The following is a 14889-nucleotide window of genomic DNA, read 5'->3' on the forward strand; positions in this document are numbered from 1 at the left end:
CTCAACTCCCCCATGCCCAGTAATAGCCATAGCCGCCGCCGGACAGACTGCCGCCGACCGACCAGATGAATTTCGTGCGGTCGATCACTTGGGTGACATAGCCGAAGCCGCTGGCATGGCCGCCTTGGGTTGCCGCTTCAATGCTCATGACCATGCCGAAGCAGGCGCTAGGAAACGGCACGTTGAAGCCCCGATAATCGGTGGCACCCTGCGACTCGTAGACGTAGCCCCATTGCAGCAAAAACCCGCCCAGCCAACTTGGAAAGCAGAAGTAGCCGTTTTGGGTGGGGCTGAACGAAAAGCCCCACTTGAGCTTTTTGGGCGTGACCATCGTCGTGTCATCGGTGCCCGCGTTGACCTGATTAATCGACGCGATCCCGGCGATGCCTGCCACGTACTCCGTGGCCTGTACCACCTTTTTAGCCACGTAGCGCGCCACCGAAAAGGGGTTCATCCAGCGGGCGATGTTGCTGCCGCCTTCAGCCTCTTCGACCGAGGCCTGCATTGAGATGTCCACCAGTTCAGGTGACGACACCCACGCAATCGGGTTGGCCCCGGCCGGGGCTTTGCGGATCACCACCCGCCCGGACGCCACCGTGATACACACCGCAGGGGCCGCCACGTCATGACGCAACCAGGTGGTGCCATTCCAGTAACAGTTTTGCCCGATTGAGGATTCAGACACCGAGGTCACGAACGCGAATTGCCCACCGTGCAGGTCCAGGCTGCCGCCGCCCAACGGGTTACGAATCGGCACCCCGTTGGTGATGTTGTAGTCCTCCAGCGTGGTGCCTTTGTTGGCCTTGCCCGCCAACCCATTGATGATGGTGTTGGCAAAGTTCGGATCGCCGCCCAAGGCTGCCGCCAATTCGCGGATAGTGTCCAGCGCACCCGGTGCGCCGTCGATCACCCCTGAAATAGCGGCTTGAATGGCAGTCGTCACTTGCGCCTTGGTATAGGCATCAAGGATGTTGTACCCGGCCAAGGTGGTAGGTTTGTTACGGATCGCGGCAAAGGTCAGGCTACTGGCGTCGATCACCGCGTCACTGACACCCCAGACAATCGGGTTAGCCCCGGCAGCGGCCTTGCGCACCACCAGCGCACCGCGCTCCAGCGCAATGCACACCGCAGGCCGCGACACGTCATGACGCATCCAACTGGCGCCATTGAAAAAGCAATTCTGGCAGACCGACGCCTCTTGATTGGCTGACAGAAACGCGAACGAGCCGCCGTGAATATCCAGGCTGCCACCGGCCAGCGGGTTGCGAATCGGCACCCCGTTGGTGATGTTGTAATCCTCCAGCGTGGTGCCTTTGTTGGCCTTGCCTGCCAAGCCGTTAATGATGGTGTTGGCAAAGTTGGGGTCGCCGCCCAAGGCGTCGGCCAGCTCTTTCAGGGTGTCCAGCGCACCGGGGGCGCCCGAGATAACCGCCGAGACGGTGGCTTGCACAAACGCGGTGGTGGCCAGTTGCTGGTTGTTGCTGCCCATCGCAGCCGTAGGCGCAGTGGGCAAACCGGTGAGCGCCGGGCTGCTGAGAGGCGCCTTAAGTTTCAACCCGGCATCAACCTGCTCTTTGGTGTAAGCGTCCTTGATCCCGTTATCGGCCAGTGTGTCGGGGTTGCTGCCCTCGATCACCACGCCGCGTTTGTCGATCACGACCTTGGTGTAACTGCCGGGCTTGCGCGTCGGCGGCAACACTTCAAGGATGCGGTCGTCCACGTACTGCCGGGTCGCAAGCACCACACTCGGGTCAATCTTGAGCGTGACGTTGGCGGCGCTGCTGACGATGAAGTTAATGCGCACCACTTGGGTCTTGCCCGAACCTTGGGCCAGCGCCGGTTTGAAGCTCGGCGCACAGTTGGCCACCGCCACCAGATCGCCGTCCGCGTCGTACAGGCCGATTTCACGAATCCACCAGCCGCCGACGTTTTCCGGGATCACCTGCTCGGCGATGATCACGTGGGTGTTTTTCGGGTCGACCTTGACCTGATTCAGCGGCGCGCGGCGGCGTTCGTTGATCAGCTTGGTTTGCGCCCGGTTGGGTTGCGGGTCGGTGCCGTTCGCATCGCCCACGCCCATCTGAGAAAACGTCCACGGGATGTTCATCGCGTCGGCGTTGGCCTGCTTGGCCTCGCCCACGGCGGTGAGGATCGCCATGAACTGGCTGCTTTGATCAATCATGAGTACACGTCCAGGATTTCAATGTGATGTTCGCGGCCCGCCGGGCCGTAATGCCCCGTGACCTCGATGTCGCGCGGCGCCGGTGGGTACACGTCGATCACCTCGCCCTCGTACAGGCAGGCAAAGACGTTGAGCTGGCCGGTGCTTTCAAGGCTGATCACCAGTTCGGTCAGCGTGCGGCTGAGGGGTTTGGCGTCATCGATCAGGGCTGTCAGCTCGCGGTACATTTCCTCGGTGATGCCGGTTTCCAGCACCCCGACCTTCAGCCCGAATGTGCCCGGCACCCCCATCGGTACGGTCTGCCACCACTCGATCACTTCCAGCAAATAACCCAGCGGCTCGACCACCCGGCGCAGCGCGCCGATGGTGCCTTTGTGGGCATGGATGAAAAACGCCGATTCAATCGCCGCACGTTTGACCTGCTCGCTCCAGCGGTTGTCCCAGCGGTCGACCGACCATGCCCACGCCAACTGGTGCAGCAAGTGCGCCGGGCAGGTTTTCGCGTTGTACAGGGTGCGAATCGGAATCGCCGGGTTGTGATCAATCGCCGCTTCGATGGCCCGCTCTAACTGTGTGCTGTTGAGCGGCAGCAGGCTCACCCGGCACCGCCTTGGATCACGCTGTAACCGATACAGTACGCGGCTTGGTGCGTGGCCCGGGGGATGTCGACCCAGCCGGGCAAGTCCACGCGGCTGACGCCGGTGATGTGCAGTTGCGCGTCAATCGCCGAGCGCGAGATTTCCACGCCGAGGCGCCGACGCGGGTTGATCCAGGCCGCGAGGCGCCGAGTCGCTTCGGCCAGAATCGCTTCGTTTTCCGAGCCGGTACCGGCCATGTGCAGCACCGCGTCAATGCGGTATTCCTGCACCTCGGCGCTTTGCACCGTGACCCGATCCCCGACCGGGCGAATGTCTTCATCGCTGAGATATTCCAGCACCTTGTCCAGCAAGGGCGGGTCGGCGACGCCCGTGCCTTCCAGGTGCAACACCGTGACCACCACATGCGCCGGGCTTGGGCTTTCGGCCTGCGCGTCGGCCACCAGCGCCGAGGCGTTGCGCGCGTGCAGGATGTAGCTGTTGCGCGGCCCGGCCGTGGTCAGGCCCTCGTACACCAACTGGATGCGCTCACGTAACGCGTCGTCCAGTTCCAAGACCTGCGGCACCGGCGGCACGCTTTGCAGATCCGCTTCCTGAATCACCAAGCGTTTAAGCCGCACATTGGCGGCGAGGTGATCGAGGTCAGTGCGCTGGGCGTAGGCCAACAGCAGCGACTTGGATGCATCGTTAACCCGCGCCCGGTGTTGAACCCGGCTGTAGGCGCCCAATTCCAGCAGCTTGACCACCGGATCGCTCTCCAACGCCGCGTTCCAGTTGTCGCCCATGTGGGCGCGAAACACCGCCAGCTCTTCCTGATAAGCGCCCTCAAAGTCCAGCGACTCCAGCACCTCCGGGGTCGGCAAGGCCGACAGGTCTACGGTACTCATGCGCTCACCTCCATTGCTACGCCCTCGCCCCGGTACAGGCCCTTGAGTTCAAAACTGATCACGCCATCGAGCACCGCCGATACCCGCACCGACTGCAACTTGAAACGCGGCTCCCACAGGTTCAGGGCGTGGGCGACTTCGGCCTGTACCGCGCTTTTCCAGCCTGCGTTGATCTGCATATCAACAAAGCGGCGCAATTGGCAGCCATAGGCCGGGCGCATGCGCCGACTGCCGACCGGGGTGGTAAGAATGTCGCCGATGGACTGGCGAAGATGCTCGACGCCGGAAAGGGCCGCGCCGGTGTGGCGATCCATTCCGATCATCGCGGGTTACTCCGTGAGGCGTTCAAAGTCCGGGTGGGTGTTGAGGTACTGGAACTGCTGATCGTCGACCGCCGTGGCACGGCCTTGGGCGACCGGGAGCGTGGCGCCGCCGGGCAGGATCAGGGTTCGAGAGGTGTAAACCTTGTCTCGGAAAGTGCGAACCGGGTCAGCGACAGGGGTGGTTTTTTGCAGGACCAGGGCGGCGGGTTCGGTGACTTTTTCGTCAGGTGTTTTGCTCATGGTTTGCTCCAGGCATTAAAAAACCCGCACTTGGCGGGTTAAGCTGTAAACATACAACACTACATAGCTCAAATATTAAACTTTAAGGCAGTGACTTATAAGCTTTGAGGAAGCTTGAGTAAGATATTTCATCGTCAGGTTCATCAGAGCCATCAATGAGCTCTATTAACACAGAGATAGTATAAGGAGCCAAGCTCACCTCAACTAGAGGCAAGTTTTTTTTAATTTTAAATTCAAAATTACCAAAAGTCACTGGATCTCCGTCCAAGGCTGAGGACGTGAACATAGCTTCAACTGCAACCAACTCGAGAGGTGTAAGTATACCCATGGGAAAACTCCTTTTTAACTGTTCATGAAAACAAATAAATTAGCTACATCCTTGTTCTACGCACAAACCTTCCGCCTCATTTGAAACACTGTCAACTGTCACTTCTAACAGTTGACAAGAGGCATAATAAGACACGGAACCTTTATTCCTCAGCCAACACTAATAAATCAATGTTTGTGATTTGGGGTATTGCCACCGGTATCGATGATTTTTCCGAGACTGGTTATATCGCCTGTCACCGATAACGTACCGTCAATTTTGACCGGGCCTACCAGGTCGATGGCACCCGCCGTGACGGTCACGGCGCTGTCTGTCACCACCGCCGAAGTACCGCCGACCGCAATCGTCACGGTGCCGCTGGGCAGGGTGATGGTGTAGCTCTTGGCCTGCCAGTCGTAGACCAGCGAGCCGCCGTCATCGAAACGCCACACTTCAACGTGGTCGCGGTTGTCCGGTGGCGCGCCTGCATCGCCATAAAGCCCAGGTACAAAGGTGCCCATGCCCGCCTGTCCGCTGGGGTTAAACAGCACGCCCTGCTCGCCCAAACTCGGCGCGCGCCAGTGCCGGGCCTTGCCCGCTGCCACGCTGTGCCAGCGCACCCAGGCGCTGGTCCAGTCGCCGGTGGATACGCGGCAGGCCGGTGGGCTTGCCGCCAGATCTACCGCGACCACGTAGCAAGGAATCAACAGAGCCGCGATCATGCGGTCGTGTTCAGCACTCGCGTAGCTCACGGCAGATCCTCCGGTGCGACTGACTCTTCCTCGTTGACGCTGATCAGCAACGAGCCCGGCGGCTCATCGGGCCACGGCCACACCTGTTCACCGAGGAATACCGTCTGCGTCCACTCCACCAGCCACACGGTGTAGCCGTCCAGTTCCGGGCGCGTCCAGTCCTGACTCGACCGCTGGAACTCGGCCGGTTCAACTGCCAAGCCCCACGATTGGCCACGCAACAGCACCGCCAGTTGCGTGGCCAGATGCACGGCTTGCGGGTAGTGGTCGGCACGGATCACGTCGACAACCACCCGCGCTTCAAAGGTGAGGGTCAGGGTGGTTTCACCGGTGCCTATGTCAGTACCGGGCTCGATCTCGGCGATGTCGAGAAACACCGCTGGGAGCGGGATGTGCTGCTGGATGTCCGGCCAGAAGCTGACCAATTGCACACCCGGCAAGTGCTGCTGGAGGTGCTGCTCGATGGCCTGATACAGCAGGTCGAGACTAAACGGCTGCTCAGACACGGCGCGTCCCCTTCAAGTATTTTTGCAGTTCGAAGTTCATCTCTTGTTTGAGGACGTGCATCAAGCGTTCGTCGGCCTTGCGGCTCCAGGCGTCGAAGTGGGGGCGCACGGCGTCCAGTGAGATTTTGGCTTTGGCCAGCGGGAAGCGGTCACTGTTTTCACCGACAAACCCGGAGCTGGCCCCCGTCTGTGAGGTGACTTGGCTATCGGGATAATCGGCCGGGTTGAAGTGCTTGCTCGCGGTACGAATCCACACGTCAGCCTGATTGCCGTACACCTTCTTATAGAAGGCGCCCTGATACCGCCGCCCCGCCACCGACACGCCCGCCTTGGTCTGACGGGCGCGCCCTGCCCGGCTGGCTTCCAGCGGGTTGATGCCGAACCAGAGTTTGCCGCGCATTGCACCGCCTTTCACCGGGTAAGTGATCAAACGCTGCCGCACGGCTCTCACTGCAATTTTTTCTTGCTTACCTACATTACTGGCGATTTTTCCGCGCAACCAACCGAGCGTTTTGTTGATCGCCCGTCGCTGAGCTTTGGCGGCAGCCTTGGGCACCAGGATGGCCAAGTCTGCAAACGCTTTCAGATCCTCAGCCGAGGCCTGGATGTGGAGCATGCCGCTGTTCTTTTTGACTTCACTGAAACTGCCGATGCTCATGGGCGTCTCCTCAAGATCAGCGACACCAAACCATCGCCGCTGGGTTCCAGTTGCAACAGATCGTAATCACCGCCACCGTCCAGCGCAGGCAGGTCGATGGTGACTTTCAGGCCTTTGCTCAGCCCGTCTGAATCCGCCACCCGCACCACAAAGTGTGGCTCACGAATGGCCGTGTTTAGGCGACCGATCTGCGGCTGTTTCCACGGTGCCGAGAACATCCCCAGCACCGGCTCGGCGCGGCCTTCGATGTGGCCGGTGTCGGCCAGCACGTCGAAGATCACGCTGTCGAGGTCGGCCACCAGATCGCGGATGCCCACGCTTACAACTCCAGCAGGATCTGCGCGCGCGGTCGGGTGCAGATGTGGAGCGGGTTGGACTGCGCTTCACCGGCCATGCCTTTGTTGAACGGCATCGGCTCGATTTTGCTGTAGTACGGAATGCCCTGGGTGTTGACCGTTTCCATGTAGTCAGCCGGGGCGAAGGCCGAGATGTACAGGTCGGGCACGCCTTCGGGGACGAGCAGGGCTTTGTCGTCGTGGACGAACGCCACGCTCGCAATCTTGCCGCGATAGCGTTCCCAAACGATGCCGCCGTATTCGAAACTTTCACGGGCATCACCTCGCAGCGCAGCGGCTTGCGCGGAGTTGAGGTAAGTGGCCTTAATCTCCTCGAGGCCCATCATTTTGTTCCAGAAATTCTTGCCACAGAACGCACGGGCGCCGGTACTGGTGACACTGCCGAGCGCATCCTCTTGCATGTCCAAGGCTTCACCGCATTTAACGCGGAAGTCAGTGCCCTTGATGGTCAAGCCCATCGATATTTTCTGTTGCTTGACGCCAAAGCGGTCGTAGAGGTTCAGCAGTACTGTCTTGCCGTCAGCGTCCAAAATCAGGCCGTTCAATGCACCGGCACGCTGGAATTCGTGAGTGGCGTCCAACTGACGACGCGCTTTCAACAGTCGCGCATTGACCACGTCCTGCACGGCCTGCAACTCACTGCGAGTACCGAAGGCGCGGATGCCCTGAATCTCATCGGCCTTGATGGTGAAGCGTTCCGGCAGGTGCACGGTGTTGAACGGGATCAACGTACGTTTGCTGGCACCGACGATCAGGCCCGAGGTGCCGCGCTCACCGGCCGGGACCAGGGCCAGGGTGTCGCCGTCCTTTTCGATCTGTACGGTCAGGGTGGTGATGCCCTCTTCCTGAAACAGGCCAAGGCTGCTCAGGCGGCCGGGCTGGTACGGTTGTTCGTTGATGGCAGCGGTCAGCGACGAAACAGAAAACGCATCGTCTTCAAAGATGGCGATGTCGGCCATAGGGGACTCTCCAGAATGTAAAAACCCCGCTCGATGGCGGGGTGCAGTAAAGAGATGGTCGGCTTAGCGCACGATCACAAAGTGTTCAGCCAGCGACTTTTCGCCCTCGGGGTCGAGGCCGGTCAGGTGCGCTTCGCTGACTTCGGCCAAGCGCACCACCGCACGGCCACGGCGCACGATGTCGGACTCGCCCAGCGGGCCATACAGAATGGCGACGGCGGTCTGGCTGCCGTCTTCGGCGGTCGGCACGTAGGGCGCGAACTCGCCCGAGGCCGTGACCAGACCCAGCACTTGGCCGGGGTTCAATGCAGGGCCAGCGGCCACGTTGATGGCTTCGCGGGAGATGTTGCCCGCGCCTTCGGAGAGCAGGAACTCGCCCGCGTGCATCGGCTCATGTTTGATGGTCATGCTTTTACCCCTGTCTGGGCGGCGCGACGGGCCGCGTAGATCGCGTTGGTGTCAGGTTGTTTGGCCTGGGTTTTGGGTGCCGGGTCGTCGTTGATCGGCAGGCTGTTGTCGATCTCAAATCCGCCGCCACTGACCAGCTTGTCGAATAGACGACCGCGCACCGCTTCGGCAGTCAGCCCGGACGCCACGAACTGTTGAGTGAACTCGGGCAAACGCGCTGCCACGCACAGGTCGCGCACGGCCTTGGCGTTGCTAATTGCAGCGTTGACCGTGGCTTCATCGGCCAGTTTGGTGGTGTTGATGATGGGTTCGATCAGGTTGCTGATTCCAGCCGTGTTGCAGCTTTGGGTGATCAACAAGGCCAATGCGGCTGAGTCAACTACGGTTGGTTTTTCCGGTTCGGGGTCAGGAGTAGGCTCAGGCGGCTCGTCCAACTGAGCTAGCAAGGCTTGCGGCGCATGCTGATAACGCTGCAATGCGCCGCCCTGCCCCAGACAAGCTTTGACGGTGACGCCCTCGCCCACTTCATCGGCCAGCCCCAAGGCCACCGCTTCACTTGCGGTGAGCCAGGTTTCGGCATTAACCAAACGCCGTAGCTCGACCTCGTCGATGTTGGGCGACTTGACCTTGTAGGCGGCGATGATCACTTCCAGCGCCTGATCCAGGGCGGTGGCGACCTTGCGCAAATCCTCGGCATCGCCTTCCGCGTAGGTCCACGGGTTGTGGATCATCAGCATGGCATTGGATGCGATCACCACCTTGTGCGCGCCACACACCGCAACACTGGCCGCGCTGGCTGCCAGGGCATCGACACGCCCGGTGCAACGTTCGCCCAACCGCGACAATGCGTTGTGAATGGCCAGCCCGTCGAACAGGTCGCCGCCGATGCTGTTGAACGCCACCACAATCGGCGACACGCCGTCGTCCATCGCTGCCAGATCGCGCACAAACTGGTTGGCGGTGATGCCCCAGGTGCCGATCTCGCCATAGACGTAGACCTCAATGCTGCGGGCTTCGGCCTCGCCGCTGGCCTTGAGGCTGTACCAGTGTTTGTCCTGCGGCAGCGGTGGATCACCGGCCTTGTTGAAAATGCGTAGCCTGTTCATGGCGTCTCCTTGTCGGCCGGTTCGATGGGCAGCTCGACGAGCGTTTTGTAGTTGAGGCCCAGCTCGCGGGCGCGTTTTTGGTCAGCGGCGTTTTCTTCGTCGACGGTTTCGGCGTCGTAGCCCTGACGCAGGACCATTTCGCTGCGGGAGTTGAAGCCCGCGTTGACTTCCATCATTCGCGCCTGAATGTCCTGCACCGGCTGGATGTAGGCCCAGCCTTGCGGCACCCAACGGGTGCGCAGGTATTCACGGCGCCGTTGCGCGTAGTCGACCAGTGTCAGGCGACCGGCGAGCACGGCCATGTCCAGCCACGCAGCCCGCACCGGGCGGCACAGTTGGTGCACGTACACACTGAATTGCAGTTGCTCCAGGCGACGGCGGAACTCGTTGAGCACCACGCGCAGCGCCCGGTCGTTGACCTCGCGCATGTCGCCGCTGAGGATTTCGTACGGCGTGCCGGTCCCGGCGGCTGCGGCCATCAGTTGTTGGCGCATAAAGTCCGGGTAGTTGTTGCCCGCATCCGGCGGCTTGGAGAACTCCACCTCCTCGCCCGGCCCCAGTTCCTGCATGGTCCCAGGCTCTAGCGCGACCATCGGAGTGAAGCCGTCGCGGTCCTCGGTCAACGGCAGGCCGGTGACCGGGTCGCGCGGTTGTTGCGTGGCTTCGGGCGGTGGCCGCGAGATGAAGCCTGCGAACAGGTTGGCCACCTCTTGGCGAAACAGCACCGCGTCGTCGTAGTTGTCGAGGCTGCGCAGGCGTTTAAGCACTGGCGCCAAACGCGGCACCCCGCGCAACTGGCCCGGCTCAACCGGTTCAAAGATGTGCAGCACTTGTTCGGCCGGGACGCGCACCAGTTGGTTGTAACCGGCGTTCAGCGACGAGGCGTCACGCGGGTGGACGCGGTACATGTGATAGGCCACGCGCTTGTGCGCCGGGTTGAACTCGATCCCGGCACGGATGCTGTTGCCGTTTTTGCACGGCTCAAATTTGTCATGGGGCACAAACTCCGGGGCCAGTACCTGGAGCTGCAACGGCACTGCCAGATCGTCGTCCAAACCGCGTGGCCGCAAACGCACAAAACACTCACCGGCCGTTTCCACAGTGCGGGCAATCAGCGCCTGCTGGCCGTAGAAATCGGTCAGGCCATCGGCATCTGACTCGTCGACCCAGTCATCCCAAAGGTCTTGCTGCAACTTGCGCAGGGCATCGTCTTCGGTTTTAGGCCGAGGGGTGATGCCGGTACCGATCAGGTTGCTGACGCGTTTGTCGATGACGTTAAACGCGTAGGGATCATTGCGCACCGCCGAGCGCGAACGGGCGCGCAAATTGCGCAGGGCCGGGGTGTTGAGGCTGTTGATGCCGATGTCCGGCGCGTCCCAACTGGCCGAGCGCCTGCCCTCACCGGCCCCTTCGTAACTGGCTTTGATCCGCTCGGGCAACAGGAAGCCGTTGCGGGTCAGGGTTGGATACTGGCGCGCCATTTAAAGCCCCTTGCCTGCGTGATACAGCCGGATCACCCGCGAGCGCGGCCCCGTGGCGGCGACCAGCGAACTGCGGATTTGGTCGCGCGCCTTGAGCAGCTCATCGACCGTGCGGTACTCCACGGTGCGGTCGGCGTAGCGCACGGTTTTCTCGCCACGCGCGATGGCCGACTCAACGGCGTCGAGGTGCTTTTGGGTAAAGGACATAGGGGCTGCTCTTGGGTTGAGGTGACGCGGGCTGGTATATGGGACACAGTAGGGCCGAGTTGGCTGAACCGGCTACGATTCAGTCAGCGCTTTGACCTTCTTCGTGCTCAGCACTTTTTGATCGGAGTTTTGCGACATGTCAGTTTCCAATCTCGATAAATTCAACGACCTGACTGGCAAAGTTTTTGATGAGCTGTATACCCACTTTCCAATCCCCTGTGACTTGATTGCCGCCCAACTCATGACACCCGCCTCGTGCGCAGCAGACGGGGATGATTGCCTGCTGGAACTGGCGGACCACGACGCACAATTCTTCCTGGCCACGGTCCGCTGGCTGATCGGCTCCGGTTTTTTGAGCGGCGAAGTCATCCCCACGGCCCAAGTGACAGGGGCAGTGCTGACGGTCAAAGGGTTTGAGGTGCTCAAAGCCATGCCGCACTGCCTCACCCACGGCCACTCAATCCGCGAGCGGATTGCAGAAACCATGAAAGAAGGCAGCAAGGAAACGCTCAAAAGCTTGCTGGCCGAAGAAATCGCCGTCGGCGCCAAGCTCATCACGCCGGTGGTTGAGATTCTTTAATTTCAACGACGCTTCAAGTAGCCACTGCTGGAGCTGCGACGTTGTGGAGGTCGTGCTATCGGCTGCGGTGGTACAACCGGCGGTGCTTCGGGTGGAGCCGTTTCAACCGCTAGTTGCATGGACGCTGCAGCAACCGGCGCGGCAAGGCGTTCAGCGTGTACCGGTTTTTCATCAAATAAACCGGCCTGGGCCAGGGCTTGGCGGATGCGTTCCCAGTCGTGTTCCTTGTAGCGGTTCAGGCCCAGGTAATGCGCCATCGCCAGGTTGTACACCATCAGGTCAAGGGCTTCGTTGCGCTCGGCTTTGCCCTTCACCCACTCGACGCGCTTGTGTCCGCGCACGTACCGCGTCACCTTGCGCTCGGCCACGCACTGGTCGAAGAACTCGTCCGGCAAGTCGTTGGCAAAGTGCAAGGCGCCCGGCCCGTCTTCAAACGGGTAGCGGTTGTAGATCCAGTCCTTGGCGGTGTCGGTGCCGACAAACCACAGCTCGGCGCCGTTGCGTTCGGTCTGGCCTTTCCATGTCACGTCGACCATCGACGGGCGTTGCGCGATCACCGGTTTCCCCGGTTTGCTCGCGCCCTTGATGGCGAAGATGTTGCGCCACCGGCGCACGCGGCAGAACTGGTAGACCTCGTCGGTATGATGGCCGCCGGAGTCGACGGCGGTGGCGAGAATGCCCAAGCCGACGCCGCATGGATGCGGGTAACGCACCTTGAGTTTGTCATCGAGCACGGCCCAGGTGCGTTCGTCCGCCGGGTCGCCCCAGATGATCTGGAAGTCGACGATCCAGCGTTCCATGCCCACGCCCCAACCCATCACCATCAGCTCCAGGCGATTGGCTTGCACGTCGACCGAGGCCGTGAGCATCAGCACGCGATGGACCATTGCGCCGAGGCCGTAGGGTTCAAGGCGGGCGCGCTTCATCAGAACTTCGGCTTTGGTTTGTTCCTGGGCGCAGTCCCAAACCTTGGCCAGACGGGTGTTGTAGAACACCTGCATAGGCTCCAGGTCGCCCCGGCTCTGCGCCTTCTTGGCCTTCTCAAACTGCTTGGCCAGCGACGGCCAGTCCATCCAGCCGAGCGGTGAATACAGGGCGTTGAGGTGAAAGCCGATGGTTTCGCCGTCGCCCTGCGCGTGGGAGCGCCATTCGCCACGGGCCAGCATCAGGCCCTTGTGGTGCTCTTCGATCAGTACGTCGCAGTCTGGCCCGGCGCACTGGTAATGCACCACGCGGTAGTCGGCCGAGTAATGCAGGTTTTCCCACTCCAGGATCTGCATGTGTCCGCAGTGCGGGCATGGCACGTAGTAGTAACGCTGGTCGCTGGTTTCAAACAGATCAGCAATACGCGACGCGCCCTTGATCGTTGGCGAGCTGGAGAAGTAGAACTTGGCGTTACGGCCAAAAGTACTGCCCCGGGTTTCGGCCAGCTCGATGGGGTCGCCCTCTTCGCCCACGTCGACATCCCAGCGGTCGATCTCATCGCCGTAGATGTAGCGTGCCGACAGCTCGGCCAAGTTGGCCGCAGAGCCGGCGGTGGTGACGTACAGCGAGCCGCCTTCGAACTCCTTGGTGTCCATCGTGTTGCGCGAGTCACGCGAGCGAGTCGCCGCCACGCGTTCGCGCAGCACCGGCGTGGCCTTGATGGTCTTGCCGATACGCGACGACACCCGCTTGGCAAGGCTCAGGCTCGGCAGCAGGGTCAGGATGTTGGACGGCACCATGTGGATCAGGCCGCCGATCCAGTTCAGCGCGATCTGGGTTTTCATCAACTGCGAAGCCACCATCGTGACCACGCGTTTGCAGGGGTGAGCCGGTGACAGGCAGCGCATGGGCTCGCGCGCATACGGCGTGCGCGAGGTGCGGTACTGGCCGGGCTCGGCAGCGCCGGTGTCACGCGGGATGCGCATGTATTCGTCGGCCCACTGGTCGACCCACAGCGACGGGTCAGGCCGTAGCCCACGGAAATACGCCTCGCGGTACACCTCTGCACCGTTCGGGATTTCCGTGTGCATGGGTTAACTCTTGTGGTTGAGGGCGTGAACCAGGTCAGCCGAGGACATGCGCTCGGCGTCTTCCAGCGAAGCGCGGATCGCAGCGGTGAGGCGGCGTTCGATTTCCCACGGGTCGGTCATGGCGGCCAACTCGGGGGCCAGTTGTGGCGGCATGCCCAGCAGTTGATCGCGTAGCAAACGGCCCGCGTTGAAGGCGCCGGTTTTCACCGCGTCCAGCTCGACCTGAGAGCCTTGCACTTTGTGGAATTCCGCCTCGGCCAACTGCGCCAGGTAGTACTCGCGGTGGGCACGGGCCTTTTGGAAGTCAGGTTGCTTGCCAGCGGTACCGATGGCGGGCTGCGGCGCAGCCATGTTCGGCGTGGATTCGACCAGCGGGGACAACTGGCTAGTCACGTCGCGCTGCACCCGATCCGCTTGATGCCGGGCCGTGACGGCGGCTTTGCTGGGGTCGGCGGTGTCGCGAATCAATGCGACGGTGGCGTCGACATTCACCCGCTTGCCGTCATCCGACAGCACCAACCGGTTGTTGTCTTTAAGCCAGGTGATGTAACTCGGCGCCTTGCCGATGTGAGCCGCAAAGGCGCTCTTCGACAGAAAGATGGGGTCTGTCACAAGCCCTCCTTTTCAACGGCTTTTCAATGCAAGCCTTTCAATTTCAATGGATTGAATTTCAATAAGCTGCCAGCCCAGCGGCTAACGATTTCCCGCGGGTTTCCTGCCCCGTACCCGTGGATATTCCCCAGGGTCCCCGGCAGGTTTTGAACATCCGGGGATTATTACGAGCGATCCGATGGCGGCACGTCACAAACACCCAGCCGCTTGGCAACCCAACGCTCATAAAGCCCAATGGCCACATCCGCCCCGGCCATGGCCGTGAGGCAGCCCAGTGCCGAAGACGCCCAGAGCGAAACGCCGTTGACGTGCAACAGCATCATCGTCGACAACCCGCACACGACGCAGGCACCGGAGCGCAAGACCAACCGCCGCACCAGTGACCAGCCTCGCGCCCCGTCCTTGTCCGCCCGCCACATCTCGCCGGACACCCCGCCAATCATGGACAGGACGATCAGTAACCAGATCGGCATATCAGCTAACGCTTGTTGCTCTGTTGTCATCGCCTGCCCCATAAACGCAAAAACCCGGCACAAGGGCCGGGTTTAGTGGTGGGTGCCTGCCGCTCTCTGCGGTCGCACCTATCGAAGATGGCTACTTTTTACAGGTGGATTCCGGTGGCAGCAAGCGGGTTTTAATGCCACCGGTGAATAAGTGGGTTAGGCGGGTGAATGCCCCACAAATATCGGCGAATACATCACCCCGGCTAACGCT

19 protein-coding genes and 1 pseudogene are annotated in these 14889 nt (G+C 61.3%); 1 reads left to right on the plus strand and 19 read right to left on the minus strand.

Translation table 11 applies throughout. The annotated features are described in order from the left end of the window. Position 1: 1 nt before the first annotated feature. From ACP7A4_RS13190 to ACP7A4_RS13265, 16 genes and pseudogenes are all read right to left on the minus strand, one after another. The gene (locus ACP7A4_RS13190; RefSeq protein WP_426247535.1) at positions 2 to 1153 is read right to left on the minus strand and encodes a gp53-like domain-containing protein; all 1152 of its coding nucleotides are present in this window, start codon (positions 1151 to 1153) and stop codon (positions 2 to 4) included. Positions 1154 to 1324: 171 nt separating this feature from the next. Continuing rightward, positions 1325 to 2182, minus strand: a pseudogene (locus tag ACP7A4_RS13195) (phage tail protein); the annotation flags it as partial. Further along, positions 2179 to 2781, minus strand: coding sequence for a phage tail protein I (locus ACP7A4_RS13200; RefSeq protein ID WP_426247280.1), 603 nt, complete (start codon positions 2779 to 2781; stop codon positions 2179 to 2181). The pseudogene ACP7A4_RS13195 and the gene ACP7A4_RS13200, both read right to left, overlap by 4 nt. Continuing rightward, positions 2778 to 3665, minus strand: coding sequence for a baseplate assembly protein (locus ACP7A4_RS13205; protein WP_426247282.1), 888 nt, complete (start codon positions 3663 to 3665; stop codon positions 2778 to 2780). The genes ACP7A4_RS13200 and ACP7A4_RS13205 overlap by 4 nt, the downstream gene beginning before the upstream one ends. Further along, positions 3662 to 3988, minus strand: a complete 327-nt coding sequence (locus ACP7A4_RS13210; protein WP_426247284.1) for a GPW/gp25 family protein — start codon at positions 3986 to 3988, stop codon at positions 3662 to 3664. Before ACP7A4_RS13210 ends, ACP7A4_RS13205 begins: the two co-directional genes overlap by 4 nt. Positions 3989 to 3994: 6 nt before the next feature. After that, positions 3995 to 4228, minus strand: coding sequence for a hypothetical protein (locus ACP7A4_RS13215; protein ID WP_426247286.1), 234 nt, complete (start codon positions 4226 to 4228; stop codon positions 3995 to 3997). An 82-nt stretch (positions 4229 to 4310) separates the two neighbouring features. Next, positions 4311 to 4556, minus strand: coding sequence for a hypothetical protein (locus ACP7A4_RS13220; protein WP_426247288.1), 246 nt, complete (start codon positions 4554 to 4556; stop codon positions 4311 to 4313). A gap of 167 nt (positions 4557 to 4723) precedes the next feature. After that, positions 4724 to 5287 carry a phage baseplate assembly protein V gene (locus ACP7A4_RS13225; protein ID WP_426247290.1) on the minus strand — a complete coding sequence of 188 codons (564 nt, stop codon included), beginning with the start codon at positions 5285 to 5287 and terminating at the stop codon, positions 4724 to 4726. Continuing rightward, on the minus strand, positions 5284 to 5793 hold the full coding sequence (locus tag ACP7A4_RS13230) for a hypothetical protein (protein ID WP_426247292.1): 510 nt from the start codon (positions 5791 to 5793) through the stop codon (positions 5284 to 5286). Before ACP7A4_RS13230 ends, ACP7A4_RS13225 begins: the two co-directional genes overlap by 4 nt. After that, the gene (locus tag ACP7A4_RS13235) at positions 5786 to 6451 is read right to left on the minus strand and encodes a hypothetical protein (protein ID WP_426247294.1); all 666 of its coding nucleotides are present in this window, start codon (positions 6449 to 6451) and stop codon (positions 5786 to 5788) included. Before ACP7A4_RS13235 ends, ACP7A4_RS13230 begins: the two co-directional genes overlap by 8 nt. Then, the gene (locus ACP7A4_RS13240; protein ID WP_426247296.1) at positions 6448 to 6768 is read right to left on the minus strand and encodes a head-tail joining protein; all 321 of its coding nucleotides are present in this window, start codon (positions 6766 to 6768) and stop codon (positions 6448 to 6450) included. Before ACP7A4_RS13240 ends, ACP7A4_RS13235 begins: the two co-directional genes overlap by 4 nt. 2 nt (positions 6769 to 6770) lie before the next feature. Beyond that, positions 6771 to 7766: a major capsid protein gene (locus ACP7A4_RS13245; protein ID WP_426247298.1), complete on the minus strand. Its 996-nt coding sequence runs from the start codon at positions 7764 to 7766 to the stop codon at positions 6771 to 6773. A gap of 63 nt (positions 7767 to 7829) precedes the next feature. Then, entirely contained in the window at positions 7830 to 8174 is a 345-nt protein-coding gene (locus tag ACP7A4_RS13250; RefSeq protein WP_047275417.1) for a head decoration protein, read from the minus strand. Beyond that, the gene (locus ACP7A4_RS13255) at positions 8171 to 9280 is read right to left on the minus strand and encodes a head maturation protease, ClpP-related (protein WP_426247300.1); all 1110 of its coding nucleotides are present in this window, start codon (positions 9278 to 9280) and stop codon (positions 8171 to 8173) included. The genes ACP7A4_RS13250 and ACP7A4_RS13255 overlap by 4 nt, the downstream gene beginning before the upstream one ends. Then, positions 9277 to 10761, minus strand: coding sequence for a phage portal protein (locus ACP7A4_RS13260; RefSeq protein WP_426247302.1), 1485 nt, complete (start codon positions 10759 to 10761; stop codon positions 9277 to 9279). The genes ACP7A4_RS13255 and ACP7A4_RS13260 overlap by 4 nt, the downstream gene beginning before the upstream one ends. After that, positions 10762 to 10968, minus strand: a complete 207-nt coding sequence (locus ACP7A4_RS13265) for a phage head-tail joining protein (protein WP_047275423.1) — start codon at positions 10966 to 10968, stop codon at positions 10762 to 10764. It abuts the gene before it with no gap. Between the two features lie 136 nt (positions 10969 to 11104). On the opposite strand from ACP7A4_RS13265, the gene ACP7A4_RS13270 reads away from it, so the two are divergent. After that, complete coding sequence (locus ACP7A4_RS13270) at positions 11105 to 11548, plus strand: hypothetical protein (protein WP_426247305.1); 444 nt, start codon at positions 11105 to 11107, stop codon at positions 11546 to 11548. 2 nt (positions 11549 to 11550) lie between these two features. Here ACP7A4_RS13270 and ACP7A4_RS13275 read toward each other — a convergent pair whose 3' ends face one another. From ACP7A4_RS13275 to ACP7A4_RS13285, 3 genes are all read right to left on the minus strand, one after another. Further along, the gene (locus ACP7A4_RS13275) at positions 11551 to 13563 is read right to left on the minus strand and encodes a phage terminase large subunit family protein (protein WP_426247307.1); all 2013 of its coding nucleotides are present in this window, start codon (positions 13561 to 13563) and stop codon (positions 11551 to 11553) included. 3 nt (positions 13564 to 13566) lie between these two features. Continuing rightward, entirely contained in the window at positions 13567 to 14175 is a 609-nt protein-coding gene (locus ACP7A4_RS13280) for a terminase small subunit (protein WP_426247308.1), read from the minus strand. A gap of 164 nt (positions 14176 to 14339) precedes the next feature. Beyond that, a complete protein-coding gene (locus ACP7A4_RS13285) occupies positions 14340 to 14678 on the minus strand; it encodes a phage holin family protein (RefSeq protein ID WP_047275720.1) in 339 nt (112 codons plus the stop codon). Between the last annotated feature and the right edge of the window lie 211 nt (positions 14679 to 14889).

Source organism: Pseudomonas sp. TWR3-1-1 (assembly GCF_049896545.1).
In the GTDB taxonomy this organism is placed as follows: Bacteria; Pseudomonadota; Gammaproteobacteria; order Pseudomonadales; family Pseudomonadaceae; genus Aquipseudomonas; species Aquipseudomonas weihenstephanensis.

Excerpts from the sequence above, each read along its gene's own strand:
- ACP7A4_RS13220 (WP_426247288.1), bottom strand. The coding sequence starts at position 4,556 with ATGGGTATACTTACACCTCTCGAGTTGGTTGCAGTTGAAGCTATGTTC.
- ACP7A4_RS13205 (WP_426247282.1), bottom strand. The coding sequence starts at position 3,665 with ATGAGTACCGTAGACCTGTCGGCCTTGCCGACCCCGGAGGTGCTGGAG.
- ACP7A4_RS13260 (WP_426247302.1), bottom strand. The coding sequence starts at position 10,761 with ATGGCGCGCCAGTATCCAACCCTGACCCGCAACGGCTTCCTGTTGCCC.
- ACP7A4_RS13270 (WP_426247305.1), top strand. The coding sequence starts at position 11,105 with ATGTCAGTTTCCAATCTCGATAAATTCAACGACCTGACTGGCAAAGTT.
- ACP7A4_RS13245 (WP_426247298.1), bottom strand. The coding sequence starts at position 7,766 with ATGGCCGACATCGCCATCTTTGAAGACGATGCGTTTTCTGTTTCGTCG.
- ACP7A4_RS13265 (WP_047275423.1), bottom strand. The coding sequence starts at position 10,968 with ATGTCCTTTACCCAAAAGCACCTCGACGCCGTTGAGTCGGCCATCGCG.
- ACP7A4_RS13210 (WP_426247284.1), bottom strand. The coding sequence starts at position 3,988 with ATGATCGGAATGGATCGCCACACCGGCGCGGCCCTTTCCGGCGTCGAG.
- ACP7A4_RS13190 (WP_426247535.1), bottom strand. The coding sequence starts at position 1,153 with ATGCGTCATGACGTGTCGCGGCCTGCGGTGTGCATTGCGCTGGAGCGC.
- ACP7A4_RS13250 (WP_047275417.1), bottom strand. The coding sequence starts at position 8,174 with ATGACCATCAAACATGAGCCGATGCACGCGGGCGAGTTCCTGCTCTCC.
- ACP7A4_RS13285 (WP_047275720.1), bottom strand. The coding sequence starts at position 14,678 with ATGACAACAGAGCAACAAGCGTTAGCTGATATGCCGATCTGGTTACTG.
- ACP7A4_RS13235 (WP_426247294.1), bottom strand. The coding sequence starts at position 6,451 with ATGAGCATCGGCAGTTTCAGTGAAGTCAAAAAGAACAGCGGCATGCTC.
- ACP7A4_RS13255 (WP_426247300.1), bottom strand. The coding sequence starts at position 9,280 with ATGAACAGGCTACGCATTTTCAACAAGGCCGGTGATCCACCGCTGCCG.
- ACP7A4_RS13275 (WP_426247307.1), bottom strand. The coding sequence starts at position 13,563 with ATGCACACGGAAATCCCGAACGGTGCAGAGGTGTACCGCGAGGCGTAT.
- ACP7A4_RS13215 (WP_426247286.1), bottom strand. The coding sequence starts at position 4,228 with ATGAGCAAAACACCTGACGAAAAAGTCACCGAACCCGCCGCCCTGGTC.